Annotated in this window: 20 protein-coding genes and 3 tRNA genes; 9 read left to right on the top strand and 14 right to left on the bottom strand. The window is 51.7% G+C overall.

Features of this window, described 5'->3' with window-relative positions; all coding sequences use genetic code 11:
* Window positions 1–68: 68 nt before the first annotated feature.
* From deoC to CWS43_RS01355, 10 genes are all read right to left on the bottom strand, one after another.
* Window positions 69–848: a deoxyribose-phosphate aldolase gene (deoC, locus tag CWS43_RS01400; RefSeq protein ID WP_101075081.1), complete on the bottom strand. Its 780-nt coding sequence runs from the start codon at window positions 846–848 to the stop codon at window positions 69–71.
* Window positions 849–1,378: 530 nt separating this feature from the next.
* Entirely contained in the window at window positions 1,379–2,182 is an 804-nt protein-coding gene (locus CWS43_RS01395) for a TatD family hydrolase (RefSeq protein ID WP_101075080.1), read from the bottom strand.
* A complete protein-coding gene (locus tag CWS43_RS01390) occupies window positions 2,179–3,393 on the bottom strand; it encodes a patatin family protein (RefSeq protein WP_101075079.1) in 1,215 nt (404 codons plus the stop codon). The genes CWS43_RS01395 and CWS43_RS01390 overlap by 4 nt, the downstream gene beginning before the upstream one ends.
* A 257-nt stretch (window positions 3,394–3,650) precedes the next feature.
* Complete coding sequence (locus tag CWS43_RS01385; protein ID WP_101075078.1) at window positions 3,651–3,812, bottom strand: DUF1328 domain-containing protein; 162 nt, start codon at window positions 3,810–3,812, stop codon at window positions 3,651–3,653.
* A gap of 331 nt (window positions 3,813–4,143) precedes the next feature.
* Window positions 4,144–4,737 carry a molecular chaperone OsmY gene (osmY, locus tag CWS43_RS01380; RefSeq protein WP_101075077.1) on the bottom strand — a complete coding sequence of 198 codons (594 nt, stop codon included), beginning with the start codon at window positions 4,735–4,737 and terminating at the stop codon, window positions 4,144–4,146.
* 422 nt (window positions 4,738–5,159) lie between these two features.
* Window positions 5,160–6,749, bottom strand: coding sequence for a peptide chain release factor 3 (gene prfC / locus CWS43_RS01375; RefSeq protein WP_101075076.1), 1,590 nt, complete (start codon window positions 6,747–6,749; stop codon window positions 5,160–5,162).
* A 161-nt stretch (window positions 6,750–6,910) separates the two neighbouring features.
* Window positions 6,911–8,170, bottom strand: a complete 1,260-nt coding sequence (locus CWS43_RS01370; RefSeq protein WP_101075075.1) for a type II toxin-antitoxin system HipA family toxin — start codon at window positions 8,168–8,170, stop codon at window positions 6,911–6,913.
* 2 nt (window positions 8,171–8,172) lie between these two features.
* Entirely contained in the window at window positions 8,173–8,481 is a 309-nt protein-coding gene (locus CWS43_RS01365; protein WP_101075074.1) for a helix-turn-helix domain-containing protein, read from the bottom strand.
* Window positions 8,482–8,645: 164 nt separating this feature from the next.
* Entirely contained in the window at window positions 8,646–9,089 is a 444-nt protein-coding gene (gene rimI, locus CWS43_RS01360; protein WP_101075073.1) for a ribosomal protein S18-alanine N-acetyltransferase, read from the bottom strand.
* Window positions 9,058–9,471: a DNA polymerase III subunit psi gene (locus CWS43_RS01355; protein ID WP_101075072.1), complete on the bottom strand. Its 414-nt coding sequence runs from the start codon at window positions 9,469–9,471 to the stop codon at window positions 9,058–9,060. Before CWS43_RS01355 ends, rimI begins: the two co-directional genes overlap by 32 nt.
* Window positions 9,472–9,585: 114 nt before the next feature.
* Between CWS43_RS01355 and rsmC the strand changes: the two genes are divergently transcribed.
* The gene (gene rsmC, locus CWS43_RS01350; protein ID WP_101075071.1) at window positions 9,586–10,632 is read left to right on the top strand and encodes a 16S rRNA (guanine(1207)-N(2))-methyltransferase RsmC; all 1,047 of its coding nucleotides are present in this window, start codon (window positions 9,586–9,588) and stop codon (window positions 10,630–10,632) included.
* Window positions 10,633–10,636: 4 nt separating this feature from the next.
* Here the strand turns inward: rsmC and CWS43_RS01345 are convergent, their stop codons facing one another.
* The gene (locus CWS43_RS01345; RefSeq protein WP_101075070.1) at window positions 10,637–11,629 is read right to left on the bottom strand and encodes an aldo/keto reductase; all 993 of its coding nucleotides are present in this window, start codon (window positions 11,627–11,629) and stop codon (window positions 10,637–10,639) included.
* A gap of 124 nt (window positions 11,630–11,753) precedes the next feature.
* On the opposite strand from CWS43_RS01345, the gene CWS43_RS01340 reads away from it, so the two are divergent.
* The 4 genes from CWS43_RS01340 (at window position 11,754) to CWS43_RS01325 (ending at window position 13,226) form a co-directional block, all read left to right on the top strand.
* Window positions 11,754–12,692, top strand: a complete 939-nt coding sequence (locus CWS43_RS01340; protein ID WP_101075069.1) for a LysR family transcriptional regulator — start codon at window positions 11,754–11,756, stop codon at window positions 12,690–12,692.
* A gap of 194 nt (window positions 12,693–12,886) precedes the next feature.
* Window positions 12,887–12,972: transfer RNA gene (locus CWS43_RS01335), tRNA-Leu, on the top strand.
* Window positions 12,973–13,008: 36 nt separating this feature from the next.
* A tRNA-Leu gene (locus CWS43_RS01330) sits at window positions 13,009–13,094 on the top strand.
* Window positions 13,095–13,139: 45 nt separating this feature from the next.
* Window positions 13,140–13,226 (top strand) — tRNA-Leu (locus tag CWS43_RS01325).
* Between the two features lie 114 nt (window positions 13,227–13,340).
* Here CWS43_RS01325 and CWS43_RS01320 read toward each other — a convergent pair.
* Window positions 13,341–13,625 carry a DUF1435 domain-containing protein gene (locus CWS43_RS01320; protein WP_101075765.1) on the bottom strand — a complete coding sequence of 95 codons (285 nt, stop codon included), beginning with the start codon at window positions 13,623–13,625 and terminating at the stop codon, window positions 13,341–13,343.
* Window positions 13,626–13,932: 307 nt separating this feature from the next.
* On the opposite strand from CWS43_RS01320, the gene CWS43_RS01315 reads away from it, so the two are divergent.
* Both CWS43_RS01315 and rhaT read left to right on the top strand, forming a co-directional pair.
* Window positions 13,933–15,027 carry a diguanylate cyclase gene (locus CWS43_RS01315; RefSeq protein WP_101075068.1) on the top strand — a complete coding sequence of 365 codons (1,095 nt, stop codon included), beginning with the start codon at window positions 13,933–13,935 and terminating at the stop codon, window positions 15,025–15,027.
* Between the two features lie 593 nt (window positions 15,028–15,620).
* Window positions 15,621–16,655 carry an L-rhamnose/proton symporter RhaT gene (rhaT, locus tag CWS43_RS01310; RefSeq protein ID WP_101075067.1) on the top strand — a complete coding sequence of 345 codons (1,035 nt, stop codon included), beginning with the start codon at window positions 15,621–15,623 and terminating at the stop codon, window positions 16,653–16,655.
* 30 nt (window positions 16,656–16,685) lie between these two features.
* Here rhaT and rhaR read toward each other — a convergent pair whose 3' ends face one another.
* Both rhaR and rhaS read right to left on the bottom strand, forming a co-directional pair.
* Complete coding sequence (gene rhaR, locus CWS43_RS01305) at window positions 16,686–17,558, bottom strand: HTH-type transcriptional activator RhaR (protein ID WP_101075066.1); 873 nt, start codon at window positions 17,556–17,558, stop codon at window positions 16,686–16,688.
* Window positions 17,559–17,637: 79 nt separating this feature from the next.
* Window positions 17,638–18,465, bottom strand: a complete 828-nt coding sequence (gene rhaS / locus CWS43_RS01300) for an HTH-type transcriptional activator RhaS (protein WP_101075065.1) — start codon at window positions 18,463–18,465, stop codon at window positions 17,638–17,640.
* A gap of 342 nt (window positions 18,466–18,807) precedes the next feature.
* On the opposite strand from rhaS, the gene rhaB reads away from it, so the two are divergent.
* Window positions 18,808–20,292: a rhamnulokinase gene (rhaB, locus tag CWS43_RS01295; protein WP_101075064.1), complete on the top strand. Its 1,485-nt coding sequence runs from the start codon at window positions 18,808–18,810 to the stop codon at window positions 20,290–20,292.
* Window positions 20,289–21,545 (top strand): L-rhamnose isomerase, encoded by a 1,257-nt coding sequence (locus CWS43_RS01290; RefSeq protein WP_101075063.1) that lies wholly within the window; start codon window positions 20,289–20,291, stop codon window positions 21,543–21,545. The genes rhaB and CWS43_RS01290 overlap by 4 nt, the downstream gene beginning before the upstream one ends.
* The last annotated feature ends 40 nt before the right edge of the window (window positions 21,546–21,585 follow it).

The following is a 21,585-nucleotide window of genomic DNA, read 5'->3' as shown; positions in this document are numbered from 1 at the left end:
ACGCTAAATTTGGACGCAAATACCGGGCGCTGCATAACAACGCCACGGCTTTGGCATAACAACAGTGATTAATAGCTGCTGCTGGCTTTCTGGCCAGCGTGACCCAGAGTGGTCAGCAGGCTTGCCAGCAGGCTGGAGGCGCCAAAACGGAAGTGACGTGCGTCAGCCCATTCGCGGCCCAGCAGGCGGTCAGCCAATGCCAGATATTGCGCAGCATCTTCAGCCGTTTTCACGCCACCGGCCGGTTTGAAACCGACGTCTTTACCTACGCCCATTTCTGCGATCACCGACATCATCAGTTCAGCGCTGTGCAATGTGGCGTTTTCAGGCACTTTACCGGTTGAGGTTTTGATGAAGTCAGCGCCCGCTTTGATAGCAATTTCGGAGGCTTTGCGGATCAGTGCATCCTGTTTCAGTTCACCGGTTTCGATGATCACTTTCAGCAGAACGTTTGCGGCCGCACAGGCTTCTTTGCACTGTTTAACCATCTCAAAACCGACCTGCTCGTTACCGGCGATCAGCGCGCGATAAGGGAATACCACGTCAACTTCGTCGGCACCGTAAGCAATGGCTGCGCGGGTTTCTGCCAAAGCGATTTCAAGATCGTCGTTACCGTGCGGGAAGTTCGTGACGGTGGCGATACGGATATCGGGCGTCCCTTGCTCACGCAGCGTTTTACGCGCAATCGGGATAAAACGAGGATAAATACAGACAGCAGCGGTGTTACCTGCCGGGCTTTTCGCCTGGTGACAAAGCGCGATCACTTTTGCATCAGTGTCGTCTTCGTTCAGGGTGGTTAAATCCATCAGGTTCAGCGCACGTTGCGCTGCGGCGGTTAAATCGGTCATATAACTCTCCAACAATTTTCAATTCCAGCGGCTGGCCAGAACTGAGCATACAGTCATGAATTCGTTCCGACCTTTCAGGCCTGAAAAAATTCTGCACGGTTGGCGAGCGGACTTGGTTCCTTGAAGATAGCGTGCGTAAGCATTTCAGGCTGGCTTACGCGGCAACTGAGATCCATCTCACCGCGCTTGGATTGGCTGATGCCAATTCGTTGTGACTATTTGAACACGTCACATCAGGTTCTTATGTGCAGTATTTCACACAAAATGAAAACCGTTTGCAACGTTGCTTAATAAAATGAGATCTAAATCACATATTAGAAGCGTTATGCTCAGTATTTGGCCCAGATATGAGTGTATACCCGAATCATGACAAACGGAGTTAAGGCGGATATACAGCGATCATCGGGCGACGATCTTCCGCGAAATGTTATAATAATAACATTTTAAAGAGAACATAATTCTCGCCACTGTTGAAAAACTCTTATCAAAGAGCGCAGGCCGCGAGCGTAAATGTTATTTAAATCACAAAATTATAAAAGGGGGGATGAAAAGAAAGCGGGTAAATTGAATACGCGACGGGTGTTACTCAGCAATGCCTGCGCAATCTGTTCCGGTGCTTCGCTGCGCAGTTCGCACAAAACATCAAACACAGTGGCGGCGCGTTCCGGACGGTTTGGCTGCCCCTGAAAACCTTGCAACGGCATGTCTGGCGCATCGGTTTCCAGCAGTAAAGAAGAGAGTGGCAACTGCGCCATCACCTGACGGGTTTTCTGCGCACGTTCGTAACTGATTGTTCCACCGACGCCTATCGCATAACCGAGTTTGATAAACGCCTGCGCCTGGGAAAGGCTTCCGGCAAAACCATGCACCACGCCGGTCGCCGGCAGTTTTGCCTGCCGTAACATCGCCGCGAGCCGATCGTGGCTGCGGCGGGAATGGAGAATAACCGGCAACGCCTCACGTTTTGCCAGCGCAAACTGCGCTTTTAGCAACCGCTGTTGCTGCTCAAACCTCGGTTCCTCCATATATAAATCCAGCCCGATTTCGCCCACCGCGACCACACGTGAATCACGGTGACTGAGCAGCGAATCCAGCAAATCCAGGTCAGCGTCTCTGTGCTGTGCAATATAGAGAGGGTGCAAGCCCAGCGCAGCGTGCAATTGTGAAAATTGTTTAGCCAGCGAGAGAATGCCCTGAAAGCGACCGGCGGTCACCGCAGGCACGATAATCTGGTGTACGCCCGATTCGGCAGCGAGACGCAGGCTTTCGGCTTCCGTGCCGGTAAAGGGCGGAAAATCGAAATGGCAGTGCGTATCGGCAAAAATGAAACTCACAGGTTATCGCCCTCACTGGACGGGTAATTTTCCGGAGATGATATTTCAGAAGGCGCAGGCTGTCGCTGCGGTCCGGGGATGACACTGTCCCTGAATGCCGCCGGGCGCACCATACCGCCGTCGGCAACAATGTCCGTCAGCACGGCAGGATCGAGTACGATCTGCTCAACGCTGCTGACAGACGCCGCCAGCGGGATCACATTCTCAGGTTCGTTCTGTGGTACCACGACCCGTTTAGGACGTCGGGTGACGCGCGGTTCAATCTGCGGATAAGGGCGCTCGTTTTCACGCGGCAACAGCCAGTGCGCTGCGGCAGATAAGAAATAACGCCCGCAGCGACGGCCAAGATGGTAATCCTGATTCAGCGCAGGAAGACGGCTGCCCAGCGCATGGCTGGCTAACGGCTTCGGAGGGTAAATTTCGAAAATGCGCACGCCGTCAGGCGGGTTTTCAATGAACTGCTGGATGCGGTGGTAGCTTTCCTCGTGGTGCTGCATCATGCGCACCAACTGTTGGAGGCTGCTTTCGCTCAGCCACTGCTCCATCCGTTTCATCCACTGTGGTGTATAGAACATCGCCGAAGGCACGGTGCGGATAACTACGATGGTATCGGCACCACGGCGGTAAGCTTCCTCAACCGGGATCGCATCGCTGATGCCACCATCCTGATAGCTGATGCCATCCAAATCCACGCCCATGCGGTAAAAACCGGGGATCGCGCTGGAGGCTTTAATCACCGGAAGCCAGTTTTCACGCGTTGGCGCAAAATAATTGGCGGTGTAATCATCGCTGCGGCAGGCGCACATCAGGAACTCACGGCCATCAATCAGCAGTTTTTCAGCACTTTCCATCGCCAGCGGCATGTTTTTGGCGGTCTCTTCAACCAGCCAGTCGAGATCAATAAGATGCCCACCCCGCACAAAACGCAGAGGGTTGAAAAAGTCGGGACTGGTGGTGTAACGGGTGATCACTCTTCTGGCATAGCCCGCTTGCCCGCAGACAAAGGCTGAAAGATTTTGCGCACCGGCAGAGGTACCCAGATACAAATCGAAGGGATTAAATCGCGCACGCTGAAATTCATCAAGCACACCCGCGGTGAAAATGCCTCTCTGTCCTCCGCCTTCACACACCAGGGCAATTTTGCCCGGGGTATAGGGTTTATACGCCAGCGGTTCTATATTCCCCAGCGTGACAGGTATTCTGTATCCCAACGGATTGTCCTCACACAATTGGCCTTACTCAGTTAGCCTTCATTTCTGAGCATACCTCGTCTTCAGACTTTGCGTGAATTTCTTGCCAAAATCAGGCGATAAAATCGTTACGTCCTGTTAACGAATTCGCGTAACGCCTTCTTCGTTGCTCTAAAAAATTATCGCCCCCTTATCTGGAAACACTGCCTGAGCAATATTTCCAAAGAAGGGAGCGACAATTTTACTGATGCGTTTTATCACTTTTTAAGGTGATGTTGTCAGAGTCGTTTACGCCCGGTAAACAAGCTGATCAGGAACAGAATGATACCGACAACGAAGACAATTTTCGCAGCCCATGCAGCGGTACCTGCTAAGCCACCGAAACCGAGCGCTGCCGCGATTAACGCGATGATTAGAAAAATAATGCCCCAACGAAACATAAGCTTCTCCTTACCCTATTTTCACTTTGCCAGTTTAAAAGGTGGTGCCCCGCATCGGGCCTGAAGTCACTGTGAAACATTTGTCTTTCCGACGCTTTATGAGTCGGCGGAACGCCGGGAACAAAAAACAGCCTACCAGATAAAGGTAGTCGAAAAATGAAAGCGTTAGGCCTTCCGGCCTCTATTATTTGTTCGATAAACAAACAAAAATGTTTGGCACATTTCGGCGATTCAGACTATGAGCGGGCAACACGAGATCTTGTTATGTATGGTTCATACAGCGGATGCCCGCCCCGAAGACGGGCATCCGGTAAAACAGGTAACAAATAAATTATGGTGCAACTTTCAGATCGTTTTTGACGCTTTTCACACCATCAACGGTTTTCGCAACACTTTCAGCACGATCAGACTGCGCCTGATCTTTTACTGAGCCGGAAAGCTGTACCACGCCGTCGGTCGTTTCAACTTTCACGTTACGTGAAGGAACAATGTCATCAGCCAGCAGTTTGGCTTTTACAGAGGCGGTGGTCGCAGTGTCACCCGCATAACCTTTCACGCTTTGATCTTTGCTGTCTTTGGTGTGCAGTTTGTCACTGACAGATTTCACACCTTCAACTTTTGTCGCGGCAGCAACGGCTTGTTCAGCTTCGGCCTGTGAGCCCACAAAACCGCTCAGCGTCACGACGCCGGAGTTAGTGGTTACCGAAATGTCGCTACTTTTGATGGCCTTATCGTCCACCAAAGCACTTTTGACTTTCGCTGTGATGGCGCTGTCGCCCATGTAGTTATCAACTTTTTTCATGGAACTATCGATTTTTGCACCTGCACTATCTGTAGTCGTCGTCGCTGCCAGAGCGCTACCGCTCATCAGTGCAGTACCCAGAACTACGGCCATCATTGAATAGGCAAATTTAGAGTTTTTCATCGATTTCTTCCTTTCGGTTTATGAGCCTTAATCGCGGCTCTGTACGTCACATTCTTGGTGACGCCTTCTAACATTTTGTATTGCTGCTGTTTTTACGTTCCTTGTAGCAGAGTACGTCGTTTTATTCTGGCTATTAACCATAATGCGATATAACACTCTGCCAGGCGACATAAGAGTAGTGCTTTAAGCCACCATTTCCTGAACACACATTTAATATAGTCAAGAATGATCAGATTAGTAGGAAGATCGTCGAATCCTGCCTCTAATGCAGACAAGTCTTAGGATTTCACGCGAATTTTGCCCATTTTTCGGGCAAATAGAGGGGAAATTGAACAGCGGGGAATTGCGGAGAATGACAAAAGACAAAAAAAAAGACGGCACAATGACCGTCTTTATCATCAAAAAAACACCCGAAGAAGAGATTAATGCTCGCGGGTTTTACGGAATTTCACTTCCGGGTAACGCTCTGAAGCCAGGTTCAGGTTCACCATGGTCGGTGCGATATACGCCAGATTATCGCCACCATCCAGCGCCAGGTTAGTTTCATTCTTACGTTTGAATTCTTCGAATTTCTTCACGTCGCTGCACTCCACCCAGCGCGCCGTTGAAACGTTCACAGACTCGTAAATCGCTTCCACGTTGTATTCACTTTTAAGACGCGCCACGACCACTTCAAACTGCAGAACACCGACTGCACCGACGATCAAATCGTTGTTGGAAATTGGGCGGAATACCTGGACCGCACCTTCTTCTGAAAGCTGCACCAGGCCTTTGAGCAGCTGTTTCTGTTTCAGCGGGTCACGCAGACGGATACGGCGGAACAGCTCAGGGGCAAAGTTAGGAATGCCGGTGAACTTCATGTTTTCACCCTGCGTAAAGGTGTCGCCAATCTGGATGGTGCCGTGGTTATGCAGACCAATGATGTCGCCCGGATACGCTTCTTCAACGTGCGAGCGGTCACCGGCCATAAAGGTCAGCGCATCGGAAATCACAACGTCTTTGCCGGTGCGCACCTGACGCAGTTTCATGCCTTTTTCGTACTTACCGGAAACCACACGCATAAATGCCACGCGGTCGCGGTGCTTCGGATCCATGTTGGCCTGGATTTTAAACACGAAACCGGTGAATTTCTCATCGTCGGCTTTCACTTCGCGCAGGTCAGTTTTACGTGGCATCGGCGCAGGCGCCCACTCCACCAGACCATCGAGCATATGATCCACACCAAAGTTACCCAAAGCCGTACCGAAGAACACCGGTGTCAGTTCGCCTTGCAGGAACGCTTCCTGATCGAACTCATGTGACGCGCCCTGCACCAGCTCCAGTTCATCACGCAATTGCGCGGCCAGATCTTCGCCGACTGCCGCATCCAGATCCGGATTATTCAGGCCTTTCACCACGCGGACTTCCTGAATGGTGTGACCTTTACCGGTCTGATACAAATACACTTCGTCTTTATAAAGGTGGTAAACCCCTTTGAACAATTTACCGCAGCCGATCGGCCAGGTAATTGGCGAGCAGGCGATTTTCAGCTCGCGCTCAACTTCGTCCATCACTTCCATCGGGTCACGGATGTCACGATCAAGTTTGTTCATGAAAGTCAGGATCGGCGTATCACGCAGACGGGTTACTTCCATCAGTTTGCGGGTCCGGTCTTCAACACCTTTCGCGGCGTCGATCACCATCAGACAGCAGTCAACGGCGGTCAGGGTACGGTAAGTATCTTCGGAGAAATCTTCGTGCCCCGGGGTATCGAGCAGATTGACCAGACACTGTTTATAAGGGAACTGCATCACAGACGTGGTGATGGAAATACCACGTTGTTTTTCCATTTCCATCCAGTCGGATTTGGCGTGATGGCTGGAGCCACGGCCTTTTACCGTACCGGCGGTCTGAATTGCCTGTCCGAATAACAGAACTTTTTCAGTAATGGTGGTTTTACCAGCATCGGGGTGAGAGATGATGGCAAATGTGCGGCGCTTAGCCACTTCAAGGGCGTATTCACTTGGAGACATGTTTTTCACGTTTCTGCGGTTGGTCCGCCCTGCATCGGGATTCACGTCACGTCAGAAGGTGACGTCAGGCAAAGCGGTAATAAAAGTTATAGCCGGCTATTTTCACTGATTTAGACGGGATGGGCAATCAATGGTTTTTTTGTGCGCTGCGTGGAGAAACGTCAGAGTCTGAAGTCCGGGGACAACGATGCCCAGTGTTTTCTTAAAATCACTTTGTGGCCGGTAGACATGGGAAGTGTTTCCAGCCGGTCAGACCATTCATGCCGCGCGATACTCAGTACATCATCCAGATGCACTTTTATAGCTGGCCAGGAAATGCCAATCCGGTTCGCCCATTTTTCAAAAGTGGAAAAACCGATCACTGCCCAGCGCTTTTCTTTCGCCATGTTTAACGCAACACCTTCTTCATCCTGCATATAAACCCGCGTACTGACGATGTCATAAGCCGGAGAAAGTCTGGCATTCAGACCATCAGGATAAATTACAGACCAGTTCTTCAGATGTGCATCCCCGTTTCCCAGTAAAATATTGACCAGTAACCGGCGCGCCATTTGCTGCACATCTTCTAAACCAGCTGACCCCACGCGATACAACAGTGCGGCAATTTGCTCATAGTTATAGCCCACGTATTTTTCGTGAGCATACACCTCAAAGATTTGCGCAAAATCCTCACTGTGGATGCGACCCGCCGGACCACGATCAAATCGTTTGATGCTGTAAGCAAAAACTTCATCGGGAAGCCGGATATCAGGCAGATTAGTGATGTCAGAAAGCGCGGTGAGCTTGACCTCCGGAATGTCCACACCCGCCATTTCGGCCAGCGTCATGGACGTAAATTCGTTTTCAGCCAGCGAAGGATGCACGACTGACGGCGTTTTGATAATCCAGCTGTCACCGTCAACGTCAGAGCTGATATTAAACCTTCCGCCCTCCCTGAAAGCAGAGAACTTCAGCTGCACGCCTGCCAGTGAAAATTTATTAGCAAGCCGGTGTACTTCAATCTGCACCGGCTCGAGCCGGTTACCCCGTGAAGCTTTTGCCCATGCGGGCATTTCACCTAATGCCAGGGCTCTGACCGAAAGCGCGCCGGGCAAATTTTTCGCCGTATAGGCAAGAAGGGGAAATTCGGAATCACGATGAGTTTTGAGTTCAAGCGCCAGCCACGCACGCATCGCGCCTTCCGGCAATAAATTGGAAAGCACAGGCGGCAATCTGAGTGTTGAAATCAGCGGCTGGCGCAAATAATCAGGATGCGATTTTTGTGTAAGAGTAAAAACGGGCCGCACACTTTCTGGCAACGCTGCGTAAGCGGGATCGAACGTCAGTATATTTCGGCTGCCAGAATAATGTGCCAGAACGCCGATCTGCTGATCATGCAAATAGAGAGCCAGCGCCTCCACAGATTCCGTTGTATTGCTCATACTTAATCCTCCAGGTCACGCAGCAGATCCTGCCAGTTGTCGGGCTGAAGCTCTTCAAGACGGGTCTTCTCCGCGGGAACAGAAAGCAACTCCTGAACTTCCAAAACCCTTTTGCGCGGCACCAGCATCATTTCAAGATCCATTCCTTCCAGAATGCGTAATAAAGTTGAAAGACGTGGGTCGCCACCGGACTCGATTCGCTGATACTGCTGCTGGGACATACCAATTTTCATCAACATGTCTTTCTGATTGAGATCCAGTTCCAGCCTGCGTTTTTTGAGGAGTTCCGGAAGTTGATTTAGCGATTTCATCAGAATTTCCTACGGGGATGTTTACATCACACTAGTTGTAAATTTGAACAATAACAACTTATGAATTGTTTTTACTCTTGGATTACAATCAATATGTTGTATTCAACACTAAATACAATACATCAGCTGTAATTACCGGTTCTTTACAACGAATAGGTTGTTAATCAGCCCAGCGGCAGCGCCATCATGATGGCGTCTTCGCGGCCTTGTGCGGCGGGATAATAGTTGCGGCGAATGGAGACTTCGTTAAAGCCCAGGCTTTCGTACAGCGCGATGGCCTTTGCGTTTGAGGCACGGACTTCCAGCCAGAGCGTGAAAACGTCTTTTGGCTCAAGCTGTTGTATCACTTCTTCCAGCAAGGTGCGGCCTAAACCCTGACGCTGAAACGCCGGATCGATGGCGATGTTAAAGAGTGTCGCTTCGTCGAGGACGATTTGCGTAATGGCAAAACCGGCCATCACGTCGTTGTGCATGATTTTGAGATTCAGATAGCGTTCGCCCTGATTGCTGGCAAGCGTTTTTTCCGTCCACGGGAAAGCGTGGCTGGCCTGTTCAATTTCAAATGCACGGGGAAGATCAGCGGGCGTCAGGATAGAAATGTTGTTCATTTTCACAGATCTGCTGCCAGAGTGCGCGTTTGGCGCTGGCGTCTTGATAAAGCTCGGCGAGGGCCGGGCTGGATAACTGCGTACCGGCGAGCGTAAGCGGTTCGCTTAAACCCAGTCGCCAGATATTGCAGCGGGTGTCTTCCGGCAACATCGTTACCTGTTCCGGCGTCAGGCGGTAAACCTGCGGTTCTGCCAGCGCCAGACTGCGTAAAACATCACGCACCAGCGGATCATCTTCTGCGGGCGGCACTTCTGCAACAATCAGCAATTGAGTGTCTGCAGGCAAGCTGACAGCCACTTCGCCCTGTAACACCGTCGGACGGCGCAGCGTCCACTGGGTAATGCCCAGCTGTTGTAACAGCGTGTCTCGTCTGGATGCCATACCCGTTTCCTGCCCGTTGAATACCGAAAAAGCCCCGCCATGCTAGCAAACACATCGAACATGCGCCAATAAACCTCTATAATCGCGCGTTCATTCCTGAGGAGCCACACCCTGATGTCTGCACTAACTCCGGCCAGCGAAGTCATACTGCGCCATAGCGAAGAATTCGAAGGCCGCCGCGTATTGTTCGCTGGCGACTTACAAGACAGCCTGCCGGCTGAAATTGACGCAGAAGAAGTCCGCGTCCACACCAATATGTATCACCACTGGCAGATGCTCAGCAAAACGCTGGGCGACAACGTGCAGTTCGGCTTACTGGCCGACGCAGAGCTGATCGCCCCTTGCGATGTGCTGGTGTATTACTGGCCGAAGAGCAAACTGGAAGCTAAATTCCAGCTCTTCAACCTGCTCTCACAATTGCCGGTCGGTATCGACGTTTTTGTCATCGGCGAAAACCGCAGTGGCGTTCGCAGCGCGGAAACCACGCTGGAAGGTCTGTGCGAACTGAGCAAAATCGACAGCGCGCGCCGTTGTGGTTTGTATCATGGCCGCCTGGAAAAGCAGCCTGAATTTGATGCAGAGGGCTGGTGGGATGAGTACATGGTCGAAGAAGTGACCATCAAAACCCTGCCGGGCGTATTCAGCCGTGAAGGTCTGGACAGCGGAAGCCTGTTGCTGATCAACAGCTTCGAAGAACCGGTGAAAGGCAAAGTGCTGGATGTGGCCTGTGGTTCCGGCGTTCTGGCGTCAGTGCTGGCGACATACTCACCGAAGATGAAAATCACGCTGAGCGATGTGAGCGCAGCCGCTATCGAAGCCAGCCGCGCCACACTGGCCGCCAATGATTTGCCGGGCGAAGTGATCGCCAGCAACGTCTATTCTGACATTGCCGGTCGTTTTGACATGATCATCTCCAACCCGCCTTTCCACGAAGGCCTGCAAACCAGCCTGACAGCCGCAGAGCAGCTAATCCGTGGTGCAGTAAATCATCTGAATATCGGTGGCGAACTGCGTATCGTAGCGAACGCCTTCCTGCCATACGCCGCGCTGCTGGATGACACGTTCGGCAGCCATGAAGTGCTGGCACAAAATGGCCGCTTCAAAGTGTACAAAGCAGTACGTGGCCGTCCGCCGCGCGATCCGAAAAAGAAAAAACGTTAATCAGTCACGCACTGAGGATACGCATCATTTCTGCGTTGTAGCGGTCCCCCGCAGCCACGCGGAAAGGGAACACTGCTTCGATCGCCGCGATTTCGGCTTCACTCAGGGAGACATCAAGCGCGGCGATGTTTTCCTCAAGATAATGACGACGTTTGGTGCCAGGGATTGGCACCAGATTATCGTTACGCGAGAGTACCCATGCCAGCGCCAGTTGTGACGGTTTTACCCCTTTTTCCTGCGCCAGCTCACCGATTTTCTCCGCCAGTTGCAGATTCTTCGCAAAGTTTTCACCTTCGAAACGCGGGCTGAAGCGACGGTAATCGTCAGGCTCAAGATCGTCCAATGAACGGATTTGTCCGGTCAGGAAACCGCGTCCCAGCGGGCTGTATGGCACAAAGCCAATCCCGAGACGTTCACATGCCGGCAAAATCTCCGTTTCCACATCGCGTGACCACAGCGAATATTCAGTTTGCAGCGCGGTGACAGGATGTACTTTGTGCGCACGCTCCAGAAGGCTGACAGGCACTTCGCTCAGCCCGATGTAACGGATCTTCCCTTCCTGAACCAGATCTGCCAGCGCGCCCATGGTTTCCTCAACGGGAACCGACGGATCCGGGCGGTGCTGATAATAAAGATCGATAACATCCGTCCCCAGACGTTTCAGGCTGCCTTCGACGGACTGACGGACATAATCCGGATGACCGTTGGTTGCACGTGCGTGCGGGTCTGCCAGGTCACGCACGATGCCGAATTTGGTGGCCAGGAAAACTTTATCGCGACGCCCTTTCAGGAAACGCCCCAGCAGCTCTTCATTGGTATGCGGCCCGTAGACGTCGGCGGTATCAAACATCGTGACGCCCAGATCCAGCGCGCGTTCCAGCGTCGCCATCGACTCTTTTTCATCCTGCCCGGTGGTGTAGAAATCGCTCATACCCATGCAGCCCAAACCGAGTGCCGAAACACTCGGACCCTTTTTACCCAGTTGACGTTGTTTCATTGGTTGTTCCTTGTGACGTAAAGGGAGAAGTGACGAAATGAAGTTTGGTTGTTATGCCCGGAAAGATAAATCAGCGAAAACGTGCAACACTGTTCAAAAATCGCAAACAATCACTGGAAACGACATGGATCAGATACAGGCGATGAAAATTTTCATTCGCATTGCGGAATTGGAAAGTTTCAGCCGGGCAGCAGAAGACCTCAATTTGCCTCGCGCAACGGTCAGTACCACCCTTAAACGGCTGGAACAACGGCTGGGCGTCCGCCTGTTTTTACGCACCACACGACAGGTAAAAATTACCGATGAAGGTAAGATCTATTATCAGCGTTGCCTGCAACTGCTCTCGGCGCTGGAAGAAGCTGATTCGCTTTTTGCGCATCATAAAAATCAGCCCGCAGGCACTGTCCGGATAGACATGCCCCACTCGCTGGCACGCGTGATGGTGATCCCCGCGTTACAAGCGTTTTATCAGCGTTATCCGCAGGTAACCCTGATCGTCAGCGCCAATGACAACGCCATCAATTTGCTCGATCAGGGGGTGGATTGTGTTTTGCGTGCCTGGCCTTCGGAAGATGAAAACTTACAGTCGCGCCATCTGGCAGATATGAAACAAATCACCTGCGCGTCGCCGGAATATCTGGCGAAATTTGGTACTCCGGAGACGCCGGCCAATCTCATACATCATCAGACCGTCGGCTATTTTTTCGCGCACCAGCGGGCGGATTCGCATCTGGAATTTGTGGCTGACGGCAGGATTGAAAAAATACCGCTGACCAGCACGCTGACTGTCAGCGGTGCCGACGCCTATCTCGCCGCCGCAAAAGCAGGATTTGGCCTGATTCAGGCGTCGGAGCTGGCAATGGCTCAGGAACTGGCACAAGGCGAATTAGTGGAAGTATTGCACCAGCATCTGCCACCGCCGATGCCGCTATACATCATGTATCCGCCTGGCCGCTTCCTGGCACCGAGAGTCCGCGTGCTGCTGGACTGGCTGATTGAGCTGTTTTCCACGCCGGAAACGTTTGCGACCGGGGGGCAGGTTCAGGGAAAAATCGTTTATTAAACCACCAATTAACCGGATGACACGCCGTCACACTCACTCATTCGCAGCGATTACGCTGTTTTTTACATCAAACGTCGGCAATGGGGGAAATAACTGTTGACGCACCCGGTAAAATCTCTAGAATTCGCCTCCGTGGTTGTGTTACTCGCTGATGACATTCTTATGAAGACATCAACGCAGTAATCAATTGGAACGCGATGGTGGCGGAATTGGTAGACGCGCTAGCTTCAGGTGTTAGTGTCCTTTGGATGTGAGGGTTCGAGTCCCTCCCTTCGCACCAATACAATCACGAGATTTATATTGCACGGCACGGTACGCGATGGTGGCGGAATTGGTAGACGCGCTAGCTTCAGGTGTTAGTGTCCTTCGGATGTGAGGGTTCGAGTCCCTCCCTTCGCACCACTCCGGTGATATGAATCAAATCAGCAGTAAGCAGAAATCATCTGTGCGAAGGTGGCGGAATTGGTAGACGCGCTAGCTTCAGGTGTTAGTGTTCTTACGGACGTGAGGGTTCAAGTCCCTCTCTTCGCACCACATGATTCTGATCCCCAGCTTTTTCTTCCTGTGTGACCTCTTTTAATCTCAAAAAGTAAAAAAGCCCGACAGCTTTGTTCTGCCTTTTGTTCTTCATCTCCGAATTTCCTTTTTTTACAACACGCTAAAATTCAACGTTACCGCAGCAAGGCTACCTGCCAGCGCCATGAACGATGGCAGCAACATGTAATGGCGTAATGTCCGGTGGAACAGCATCCCCAGCGTCACCAGCATTGCAACGACAACCAGCATCCGAAGCTGATCGGGCGTCAAATGAGCCAGCGCCAGCAAAGGCATCAGTGCGCAAGGTAACAAAACGCCCCAACCGCTGGTCAGTCGCTTGCCCAACACCGCGACAACTGCCCAGATCCCACATGCTATGACAATCGCCGGTATCATAACCTTGCTCCAAACATTGATAATGAGAACCAATATCATATAGGATTTTTTCTCATTTACCACCTATTTGCTGGCATGCCCTTCGTTTGGGTGACACCCGTGTACAAAAGTGCTAATTTTAATGCCGTTAAACCAAATTAGTTAAAAGCGGCATCGACGAAAATCGTTACTATAAAAATGATATTTATTGCATTCTAATAATTGCATATTAAAACTATTAGCCTGCCTGCATGAAATAATGACGCGGTATAGGGCGATAAGACACTTTATCTATTCAGACCAACACACGCTAAATAGAGTAAATTTGATGATATCTCATTCCTATGATGAGCTGCTGAAAAGCAAACATCGGCTGGCGATGTTGCTATTCTTTTTTTTAAATAGTGCCACAGCAATATTTTCTATGGTTTATCCTCCTGAAAATGCGGCACCGACCCCGCTTCCATTGGTACTGATTTTTGTACTTTGCTGTGCAGGGTTGATATTTTCTTTTTTTAGTAAGAAAAATTACTCAGCCTATCTGAATATGTGTTCTGTCATTGTTGGCCTGTTATGGGCCTGGCAAATTGCATTACGGTTTGAAGAAGTCGGGCATACAGATAAAAATTATCTGTTAGTCAGTTTGCTCAGTATATTCTTTATCAGCGCTATCGCTTTGTCGGACAATTTTCTGGCTTTTTGCCTCCATGCAGTACCTTCTACTCTTTGCGTCATCTTCCTGGACGATTTTCAACACGTCGGGCGCATCCTGTTTACGGTCTCCCTGCCACTGATTGGGCTGTGGCTGCATCACCTGATGCTCAGGCGCAGCGATGAATTCACACGCAGAATGGTCTCCAATCTTTACAGTGAACGGGAAAAATTCAGTGACCTCAGCATGCTGGATCCACTGACAGGTTTGTACAATCGCCGTGGACTGCAAAATAAGCTGGAAACACTGTTTAATCAGGCATCGGGCCACTACGTCATGCTGCTCGATATTGACCATTTTAAAGCGTACAACGATAACTACGGGCACAGCATGGGGGACCAGGCTCTGGTCCGTGTTTCTGCCGCTATCCGCGATGCCGTGCGTTCACGGGATGTCGTCGTACGCTACGGCGGAGAAGAGTTTCTGGTGCTGATGTCCAACGTCAAACAGGAACACGCAATCCGTATGGCAGAGCGGATCCAAAATAAGGTCCTGGGGCTGAATATCCCACATTTGTTTAATGCTGAGGTCTCAACCCATGTGACGGTGAGTGCCGGCCTGGCCGCGTTAGAAGAAGGCGATTTTATTCGGGCTTTAGGTAAAGCCGATACCTCACTCTATAACGCCAAAAACAGTGGCCGCAATAAGATATTTTACGCCTGGGAAGAGAGCAGAGACATTCAGGAAACTATCAAGGAAAAACTAGCCTGATTGTTTAAACGTGGCGTCAATAGCAACACAATAATTGTTATTATTTTTGCTAGCCATATTCTTATATTCTATAAATATTCGCCAATAAAGACCGCACATTCATTATCATTGCATAATCATTCAATTTTCAGCCTGATGAATAGATCCGGCTGAAAGTTAAACAATCCGTTTAACTGACCCAATGTGACTTATTGATGTTACCTCCCCGCCCGCCCTGTATGCTGAAATAAACCATTACGCCGTGGACCCTGTCAGAAATAATCATATGTAAAGAAAATCCTAAAGACGTATTCATTCCTCCTTACCTCTCCTTTTGTGGCTCCGGCAGGTAACCATCCGCCCGTTCAGAGCACTCTACTTTATTGTTTTAACGTCATTATTCACCCCATTTCTAATTCTGTGAACTGCCTCACCTCTATCTTCCGGCGAGTGCCAGCGCTTTTTTCACCGTGGCACTGACCGGAAGGCTCCCCTATCGGACACTTCTTACACTACCGCCCACCCGCAGCCATGCCCGTGACTCTCGTGGCAATGGCAGCGCTTTGACCGCCTTCATCACCGTCTGTTTCTCTACATTACAAAAGGTTCAGTACATGAACAGTTCGATAGTTTTAGGGATTATCTGGCACCTGATAGGGGCCGCCAGCGCAGCATGCTTCTATGCACCATTCAAACAAGTTAAAAAGTGGTCGTGGGAAACCATGTGGTCGCTTGGCGGGTTCTTTTCCTGGATTATTTTACCGTGGGCGGTGAGCTACGTGCTTCTGCCTGATTTCTGGGCCTATTACGGCTCATTCAGCGTTGCGACCCTGCTGCCGGTTTTCCTGTTTGGCGCGATGTGGGGGATCGGGAATATCAATTACGGATTAACGATGCGCTACCTCGGCATGTCACTGGGGATAGGCATTGCTATCGGGATAACGCTGATTATCGGCACGCTGATGACACCCGTCCTGCAGGGGAAAATCGGTATGTTGTTCGGCACTGCCGGTGGCCGGTTAACGCTGCTCGGCGTGCTGGTCGCAGTGATTGGCGTGGCGATAGTCAGTTACGCCGGGTATCTGAAAGAAAAAGCGCTGGGGATTAAAGCGGAAGAATTTAACCTGAAAAAAGGGCTGATTCTGGCGGTGATGTGCGGGATTTTCTCCGCCGGGATGTCATTTGCGATGAGCGCAGCGGTACCGATGCATGAAGCGGCACGCGCGCTGGGTATCGACCCGCTGTACGTCGCATTGCCAAGCTATGTAGTGATCATGGGCGGCGGCGCTATCGTCAATCTCGGTTTTTGTTTCATCCGCCTCGCGATGCGAAAAAATATCTCACTCAGGGCAGATATGTCCGTGGCGAAATCCCTGATGCTGACCAATATCCTGTTCTCCATCATGGGCGGCACCATGTGGTATCTGCAGTTCTTCTTCTACGCCTGGGGACACGCGAGCATTCCCATCGAATACGACTACATGAGCTGGATGCTGCACATGAGTTTCTACGTGCTGTGCGGCGGGATCATCGGCCTGGTTCTGAAAGAATGGGCGTGCGTCGGCAGAAAACCGGTACGCATTCTCTGCATGGGTGCACTGGTGATTATTCTGGCTGCCAATATCGTTGGCATGGGGATGGCTCTGTAATCTGGCACATTTCGCCAATGGCGGCAGGGCTTACCCTGCCGTCGTCACGGAGACAGAAATTTTCCCTATCTGGCCGGTGAAACGCTGGCGGTAATCACGCGGCGAGACTCCGCAGGCGCGGCTGAACACCACTGAAAAATAGTTACTGTCGTCAAAACCGCACTCCGCCGCCACGTCACTGATCGTCATATTGCCATAGCGCAGTAAACTCATTGCCCTGCAAAGCCTCAGCTGGCGCAAATAATGCGTCACACTCATGCCAGTATATTGCTTGAAAAGTGAGCGTAAAACGCGCGGATTAAGCAGATGCTGCTGGCAAAACGTCTCCAGATGAAAAGGTGTGGCAATACTTGCCCGCAGCGCCATCAGCAATAAATCCAGCTGATGGGCATCGGGCAAAACGCCACTGTCAGGCCGGTGCCGGAAACGCAACAGCAGCAATGCGAGTTGCATCAGCAGCGCTTCGCTCAGCTGCACCGACAACGGTTCGGACTTCATACACTCTTTTGCCAGTTCATCCACTTTATCGCGCAAAACAGACATTCCCAGCGTACTCAGCCGCCAGTAACGTTGCTCCTGGCTGACATCTCCCCCCGGCAGCAGTTGCGCCCAGTCCGCGACCAGCCCGAGACGCTCGCGGCAAAAGAGCACGTTATCCAGTGCCAGTTCATTGACGGACTCATAGCTATGACGGTCTTTTGAATTGATATAAAACAAGTCACCACAGGTGATGGGATAAGGAATGTCGTTCCAGATATGCAAACCATTTCCACGCCAGACAATGACCAGTTCATCAAAGTCGTGATCATGGCTCGGGAAATCCGCCTGAGGATGGCGTTCAGCAACAACCACCGAATTCATCGCGGTCAGAAAGAAGTCATTCTTATTCAGTCTCAATGACATAGCGGCAATATCAAACCCGTCCGGCGGCAAAATAAACGAGGCGGCTCAGATGAAGAAACTGAACCGCGAGAAGTGCCGCTTAACGCAACTGATCGCGCATGAGTTTTGGCGACACCGAAAATTCCCGGCGGAACTGTGTCGAGAAATGGTTACTGTCGCTGAACCCGCAGGCATAAGCGATATCCGTAATGCTTTGATCGCTATGATGCAAACGCCGGCGCGCTTCTAACAATCGCAAACGGTTGAGATAACGCTGCGGCGTCATGCCGGTGGAATGCTTCATCTGCCGGTGCAGCGTTCGCAGCGCCAGCGAGAAGCGTTCTGCCGCTTCGGTCCAGTTAACGTCCTCACTGTAATGTGACTGGAGCCATTGCAAAAGTTGGTTAACCTTGTTTTCCGATGTATCTCGCAATTGTGGCTGGAAACAGTCCTGGTAGAGCAGTATCAGCAACTGTAAAAACAGGCTTTCGCGCGTGGCGATATTTTCCATTTCCACGCTGGCGGGCAGCGCTTCCAGCTGTGAAATACAATTCTGAACCTGATGCTGCACGCACGGGCTGAGCTGCCAGTGGATTTGCGACTGATAATGGTGGTCCTGCGGCAGAAAATGGCCAACATCCTGAATAAAGCGAAAGGCTTTCGGCGAACGAAAAAGCACGTTAGTCAGCCGAAGATTATCCACATTTTCAAACAGATGGTGATCGCTGGCGCGCACAAAACACACCGTCCCGGTAGTCAGGGTATAAGGATTGTCATTAAATATGTGCACGCCCGACCCGCTTTCCACCAACATAATCTCGTGGAAATCATGGTAGTGCTCCGGGAATACGTCTTGCGGAAGACGCCGCTCAACCGTCACAGTCAGCTCAGGTGCCGCAAAATAATCATCACCCTTCAGTAACGTCATCTATTGCCTCCGGTTCAGAAAATCTTAATGCTTCAGAAAACAACCCTACCCTTAGCGCTGCGTTCTTACCTTCAAACTACGGCGTTAAAAACGTCATAAACGGTCATTTTTTTAAGATTGCCCTGGTCGTGATCCTGATCTGCGGCGAAGATCACAATCATATATCCCGTGTTTCCTGCACGTCGCAAAACCCCGTCTGTCTCTGCTTTGTAGCGATCTGTGATCTGCCTCGCATCTACCTTTTTAATGCTGCCATCGCGCCAAAGCCGGTGGCAATCACCGGAAGGTGCCTCCGGAATGCCTCCCCTACACTGGCCCTATATTCAATAAGGAATGGCCGCTATGAGAACTCACCATCTTGCCGCTATTGACCTCGGTGCTTCCAGCGGCCGGGTGATGCTGGCGACGTTTACCCGCCAGGATCCAAACCCGGCTGCGACGCTGACGCTAAAAGAAATTCACCGTTTTCCTAATAACCTGACGCACGTTGACGGTCACGAAACCTGGGATCTCGATGCGCTGGAGAAACACATTCTCGAAGGGCTGAACCGCCTTGATGCTTCCGGCGTTCAGCTTGATGGTATCGGTATTGACACCTGGGGGGTGGATTTCGTCCTGCTTGATGATCAGGGGCAGCGCGTCGGTTTACCGGTCGCGTATCGCGACAACCGTACCGACGGCGTGATGTCGCGGATGGAGCATCTGTTTGGCCGCGAGCATATTTATCAAAAAACCGGCATCCAGTTCATGCCGTTCAATACGCTGTATCAGCTGCGGGCGCTGACTGAGCAGCAACCCGAGGCCATCAGTAACGTCGCGCATTTGCTGATGATCCCGGATTACTTCCTATACCGTCTCACCGGCAAGCTCAATTGCGAGTATACCAACGCCAGCACTACGCAAATGCTCAATCTCGCCACCGGCGACTGGGATGAAGATTTACTGCAACTGGCGGGAGTTCCCCGCCACTGGTTACAAAAACCCACGCAACCGGGGAACTCACCGGGCATGTGGAAAAGCCCGCGTGGCCGCAGTGTGCCGGTGTTCAGCGTGGCGACGCATGATACCGCCAGTGCGGTAGTTGCTGCCCCGCTGACCGGTTCACGCAGCGCCTATCTCAGCTCCGGTACCTGGTCGCTGATGGGCATAGAAAGCCCCAAAGCATTCAATCATCAGCAGGCTTTGCGCGACAACATCACCAATGAAGGCGGCATTAACGGCAGCTATCGGGTGTTGCGAAATATCATGGGCATGTGGCTGTTTCAGCGGGTCTGTCGCGAACTGAACATTCAGGATTTACCTTCATTAATCACGCTGGCCAAAAACATCACACCGTTCACTTATCTGATTAACCCGAACGAAGACCGCTTTATTAACCCACCTTCAATGGTCGATGCCATTCGCGAGGCCTGCCGGCAGGCTGGCGAACCTGTTCCGGAGTCACCGGCTGAACTGGCGCGCTGTATTTTCGATAGCCTTGCCATGCAGTACCGCAAAATTGCATTACAACTTGCTGATTTACAAGGTATGCCGCTGGAAGATATTCACATCGTCGGCGGTGGCAGCCAGAACCAGTTCCTGAACCAGCTTTGTGCCGATGTCTGCCAGCTCAGCGTCAGCGCAGGCCCGGTAGAAGCTTCAACGCTCGGCAATATCGGCTGCCAGCTGATGGCCCTTGATGCCGTAAAAAATGCCGCCGAATTTCGTCGCATTGTGGCGACGAACTTTGAGCAACGCCATTACATTCCCCGTATTCACGAGGATCTCTCAATTCACTGGCGCCGTTTCCAGGCGCTCTGTCACGCCAATGAGGAGCTCGCAGTATGACTTCATCTATCGACAACGCATGGACGCTTGCCAAAGAACGTTTTGCCCAGTTGGGCATTGATGCCGAAGCCGCAATCAAACAACTCGATACCCTGCCGGTTTCCATTCATTGCTGGCAGGGGGATGACGTCGCAGGTTTTGAAAATCCGGAAGGCGGGCTGACCGGCGGTATTCAGGCCACCGGTAATTATCCGGGCAAAGCGCGAAATGCACAGCAGTTGCGGGCGGATTTAGAACTGGCGATCTCAATGATTCCCGGCCCTAATCGTCTGAATCTGCATGCTATTTATCTGGAATCCGATAAACCGGTTCCGCGCAATGAAATCGAACCGAAGCATTTCACCGGCTGGGTCGACTGGGCGAAGAAAAACAAACTGGGGCTGGATTTTAACCCGTCCTGTTTCTCGCATCCGATGAGTGCAGACGGCTTCACGCTCTCCAGCGCCAATCCGGAAATCCGCCAGTTCTGGATTGAACATTGTCAGGCCAGCCGCCGCGTTTCCGCCTCCTTTGGCCGTGCGCTGGGCACGCCTTCCGTCATGAACATCTGGGTTCCGGACGGCATGAAAGATGTCACCGTGGATCGTCTGGCACCGCGCCAGCGCCTGATGAGTGCGCTCGACGAAGTGATTGCCGAGAAGTTTGATATCACCGAACACATCGACGCTGTCGAAAGCAAACTGTTCGGCATCGGCTCTGAAAGCTACACCGTCGGCTCCAACGAATTCTATCTGGGTTACGCCGCCAGCCGTGGCACCGCGTTGTGCCTCGATGCCGGGCATTTCCATCCGACAGAAGTGATCTCCGACAAAATCTCGGCCGCCATGTTGTATGTGCCGCGCCTGCTGCTGCACGTCAGCCGTCCGGTGCGCTGGGACAGCGACCACGTGGTGCTGCTGGACGACGAAACGCAGGCCATCGCCAGCGAAATCGTGCGCCATAACCTGTTCAGCCGCGTGCACATCGGGCTGGATTTCTTCGACGCCTCCATCAACCGCATTGCCGCCTGGGTTATCGGCACGCGCAACATGAAAAAAGCCTTATTGAAAGCGCTGCTGGAACCGACTGACCTGCTGAAAAAGCTGGAAGTCGAAGGTGATTACACCGCCCGCCTGGCCCTGCTGGAAGAACAAAAATCGCTGCCGTGGCAGGCCGTCTGGGACATGTATTGCCAGCGTCACGACGTACCGGTCGGCGGTCAGTGGCTGGATACCGTTCGTCATTACGAAACCAGCGTGCTGGCAAAACGCTGATTATCTGAGAATTTATGGCTTAAAAGCATTCACCTTATCT

This window comes from Rahnella sp. AA, from assembly GCF_002834385.1.
GTDB lineage: Bacteria > Pseudomonadota > Gammaproteobacteria > Enterobacterales > Enterobacteriaceae > Rahnella.
This window is presented reverse-complemented; position numbering and strand designations above follow the sequence as displayed.

What these genes read in the sequence shown, in the direction of transcription:
- CWS43_RS01345 (WP_101075070.1), bottom strand. Translation starts at nt 11,629, where the DNA reads ATGAAACAACGTCAACTGGGTAAAAAGGGTCCGAGTGTTTCGGCACTC.
- rsmC (WP_101075071.1), top strand. Translation starts at nt 9,586, where the DNA reads ATGTCTGCACTAACTCCGGCCAGCGAAGTCATACTGCGCCATAGCGAA.
- rhaB (WP_101075064.1), top strand. Translation starts at nt 18,808, where the DNA reads ATGAGAACTCACCATCTTGCCGCTATTGACCTCGGTGCTTCCAGCGGC.
- CWS43_RS01365 (WP_101075074.1), bottom strand. Translation starts at nt 8,481, where the DNA reads ATGAAATCGCTAAATCAACTTCCGGAACTCCTCAAAAAACGCAGGCTG.
- rhaT (WP_101075067.1), top strand. Translation starts at nt 15,621, where the DNA reads ATGAACAGTTCGATAGTTTTAGGGATTATCTGGCACCTGATAGGGGCC.
- CWS43_RS01315 (WP_101075068.1), top strand. Translation starts at nt 13,933, where the DNA reads ATGATATCTCATTCCTATGATGAGCTGCTGAAAAGCAAACATCGGCTG.
- CWS43_RS01385 (WP_101075078.1), bottom strand. Translation starts at nt 3,812, where the DNA reads ATGTTTCGTTGGGGCATTATTTTTCTAATCATCGCGTTAATCGCGGCA.
- CWS43_RS01370 (WP_101075075.1), bottom strand. Translation starts at nt 8,170, where the DNA reads ATGAGCAATACAACGGAATCTGTGGAGGCGCTGGCTCTCTATTTGCAT.
- rimI (WP_101075073.1), bottom strand. Translation starts at nt 9,089, where the DNA reads ATGAACAACATTTCTATCCTGACGCCCGCTGATCTTCCCCGTGCATTT.
- CWS43_RS01320 (WP_101075765.1), bottom strand. Translation starts at nt 13,625, where the DNA reads ATGATACCGGCGATTGTCATAGCATGTGGGATCTGGGCAGTTGTCGCG.
- CWS43_RS01355 (WP_101075072.1), bottom strand. Translation starts at nt 9,471, where the DNA reads ATGGCATCCAGACGAGACACGCTGTTACAACAGCTGGGCATTACCCAG.
- deoC (WP_101075081.1), bottom strand. Translation starts at nt 848, where the DNA reads ATGACCGATTTAACCGCCGCAGCGCAACGTGCGCTGAACCTGATGGAT.
- CWS43_RS01340 (WP_101075069.1), top strand. Translation starts at nt 11,754, where the DNA reads ATGGATCAGATACAGGCGATGAAAATTTTCATTCGCATTGCGGAATTG.
- CWS43_RS01290 (WP_101075063.1), top strand. Translation starts at nt 20,289, where the DNA reads ATGACTTCATCTATCGACAACGCATGGACGCTTGCCAAAGAACGTTTT.
- rhaS (WP_101075065.1), bottom strand. Translation starts at nt 18,465, where the DNA reads ATGACGTTACTGAAGGGTGATGATTATTTTGCGGCACCTGAGCTGACT.
- prfC (WP_101075076.1), bottom strand. Translation starts at nt 6,749, where the DNA reads ATGTCTCCAAGTGAATACGCCCTTGAAGTGGCTAAGCGCCGCACATTT.
- osmY (WP_101075077.1), bottom strand. Translation starts at nt 4,737, where the DNA reads ATGAAAAACTCTAAATTTGCCTATTCAATGATGGCCGTAGTTCTGGGT.
- rhaR (WP_101075066.1), bottom strand. Translation starts at nt 17,558, where the DNA reads ATGTCATTGAGACTGAATAAGAATGACTTCTTTCTGACCGCGATGAAT.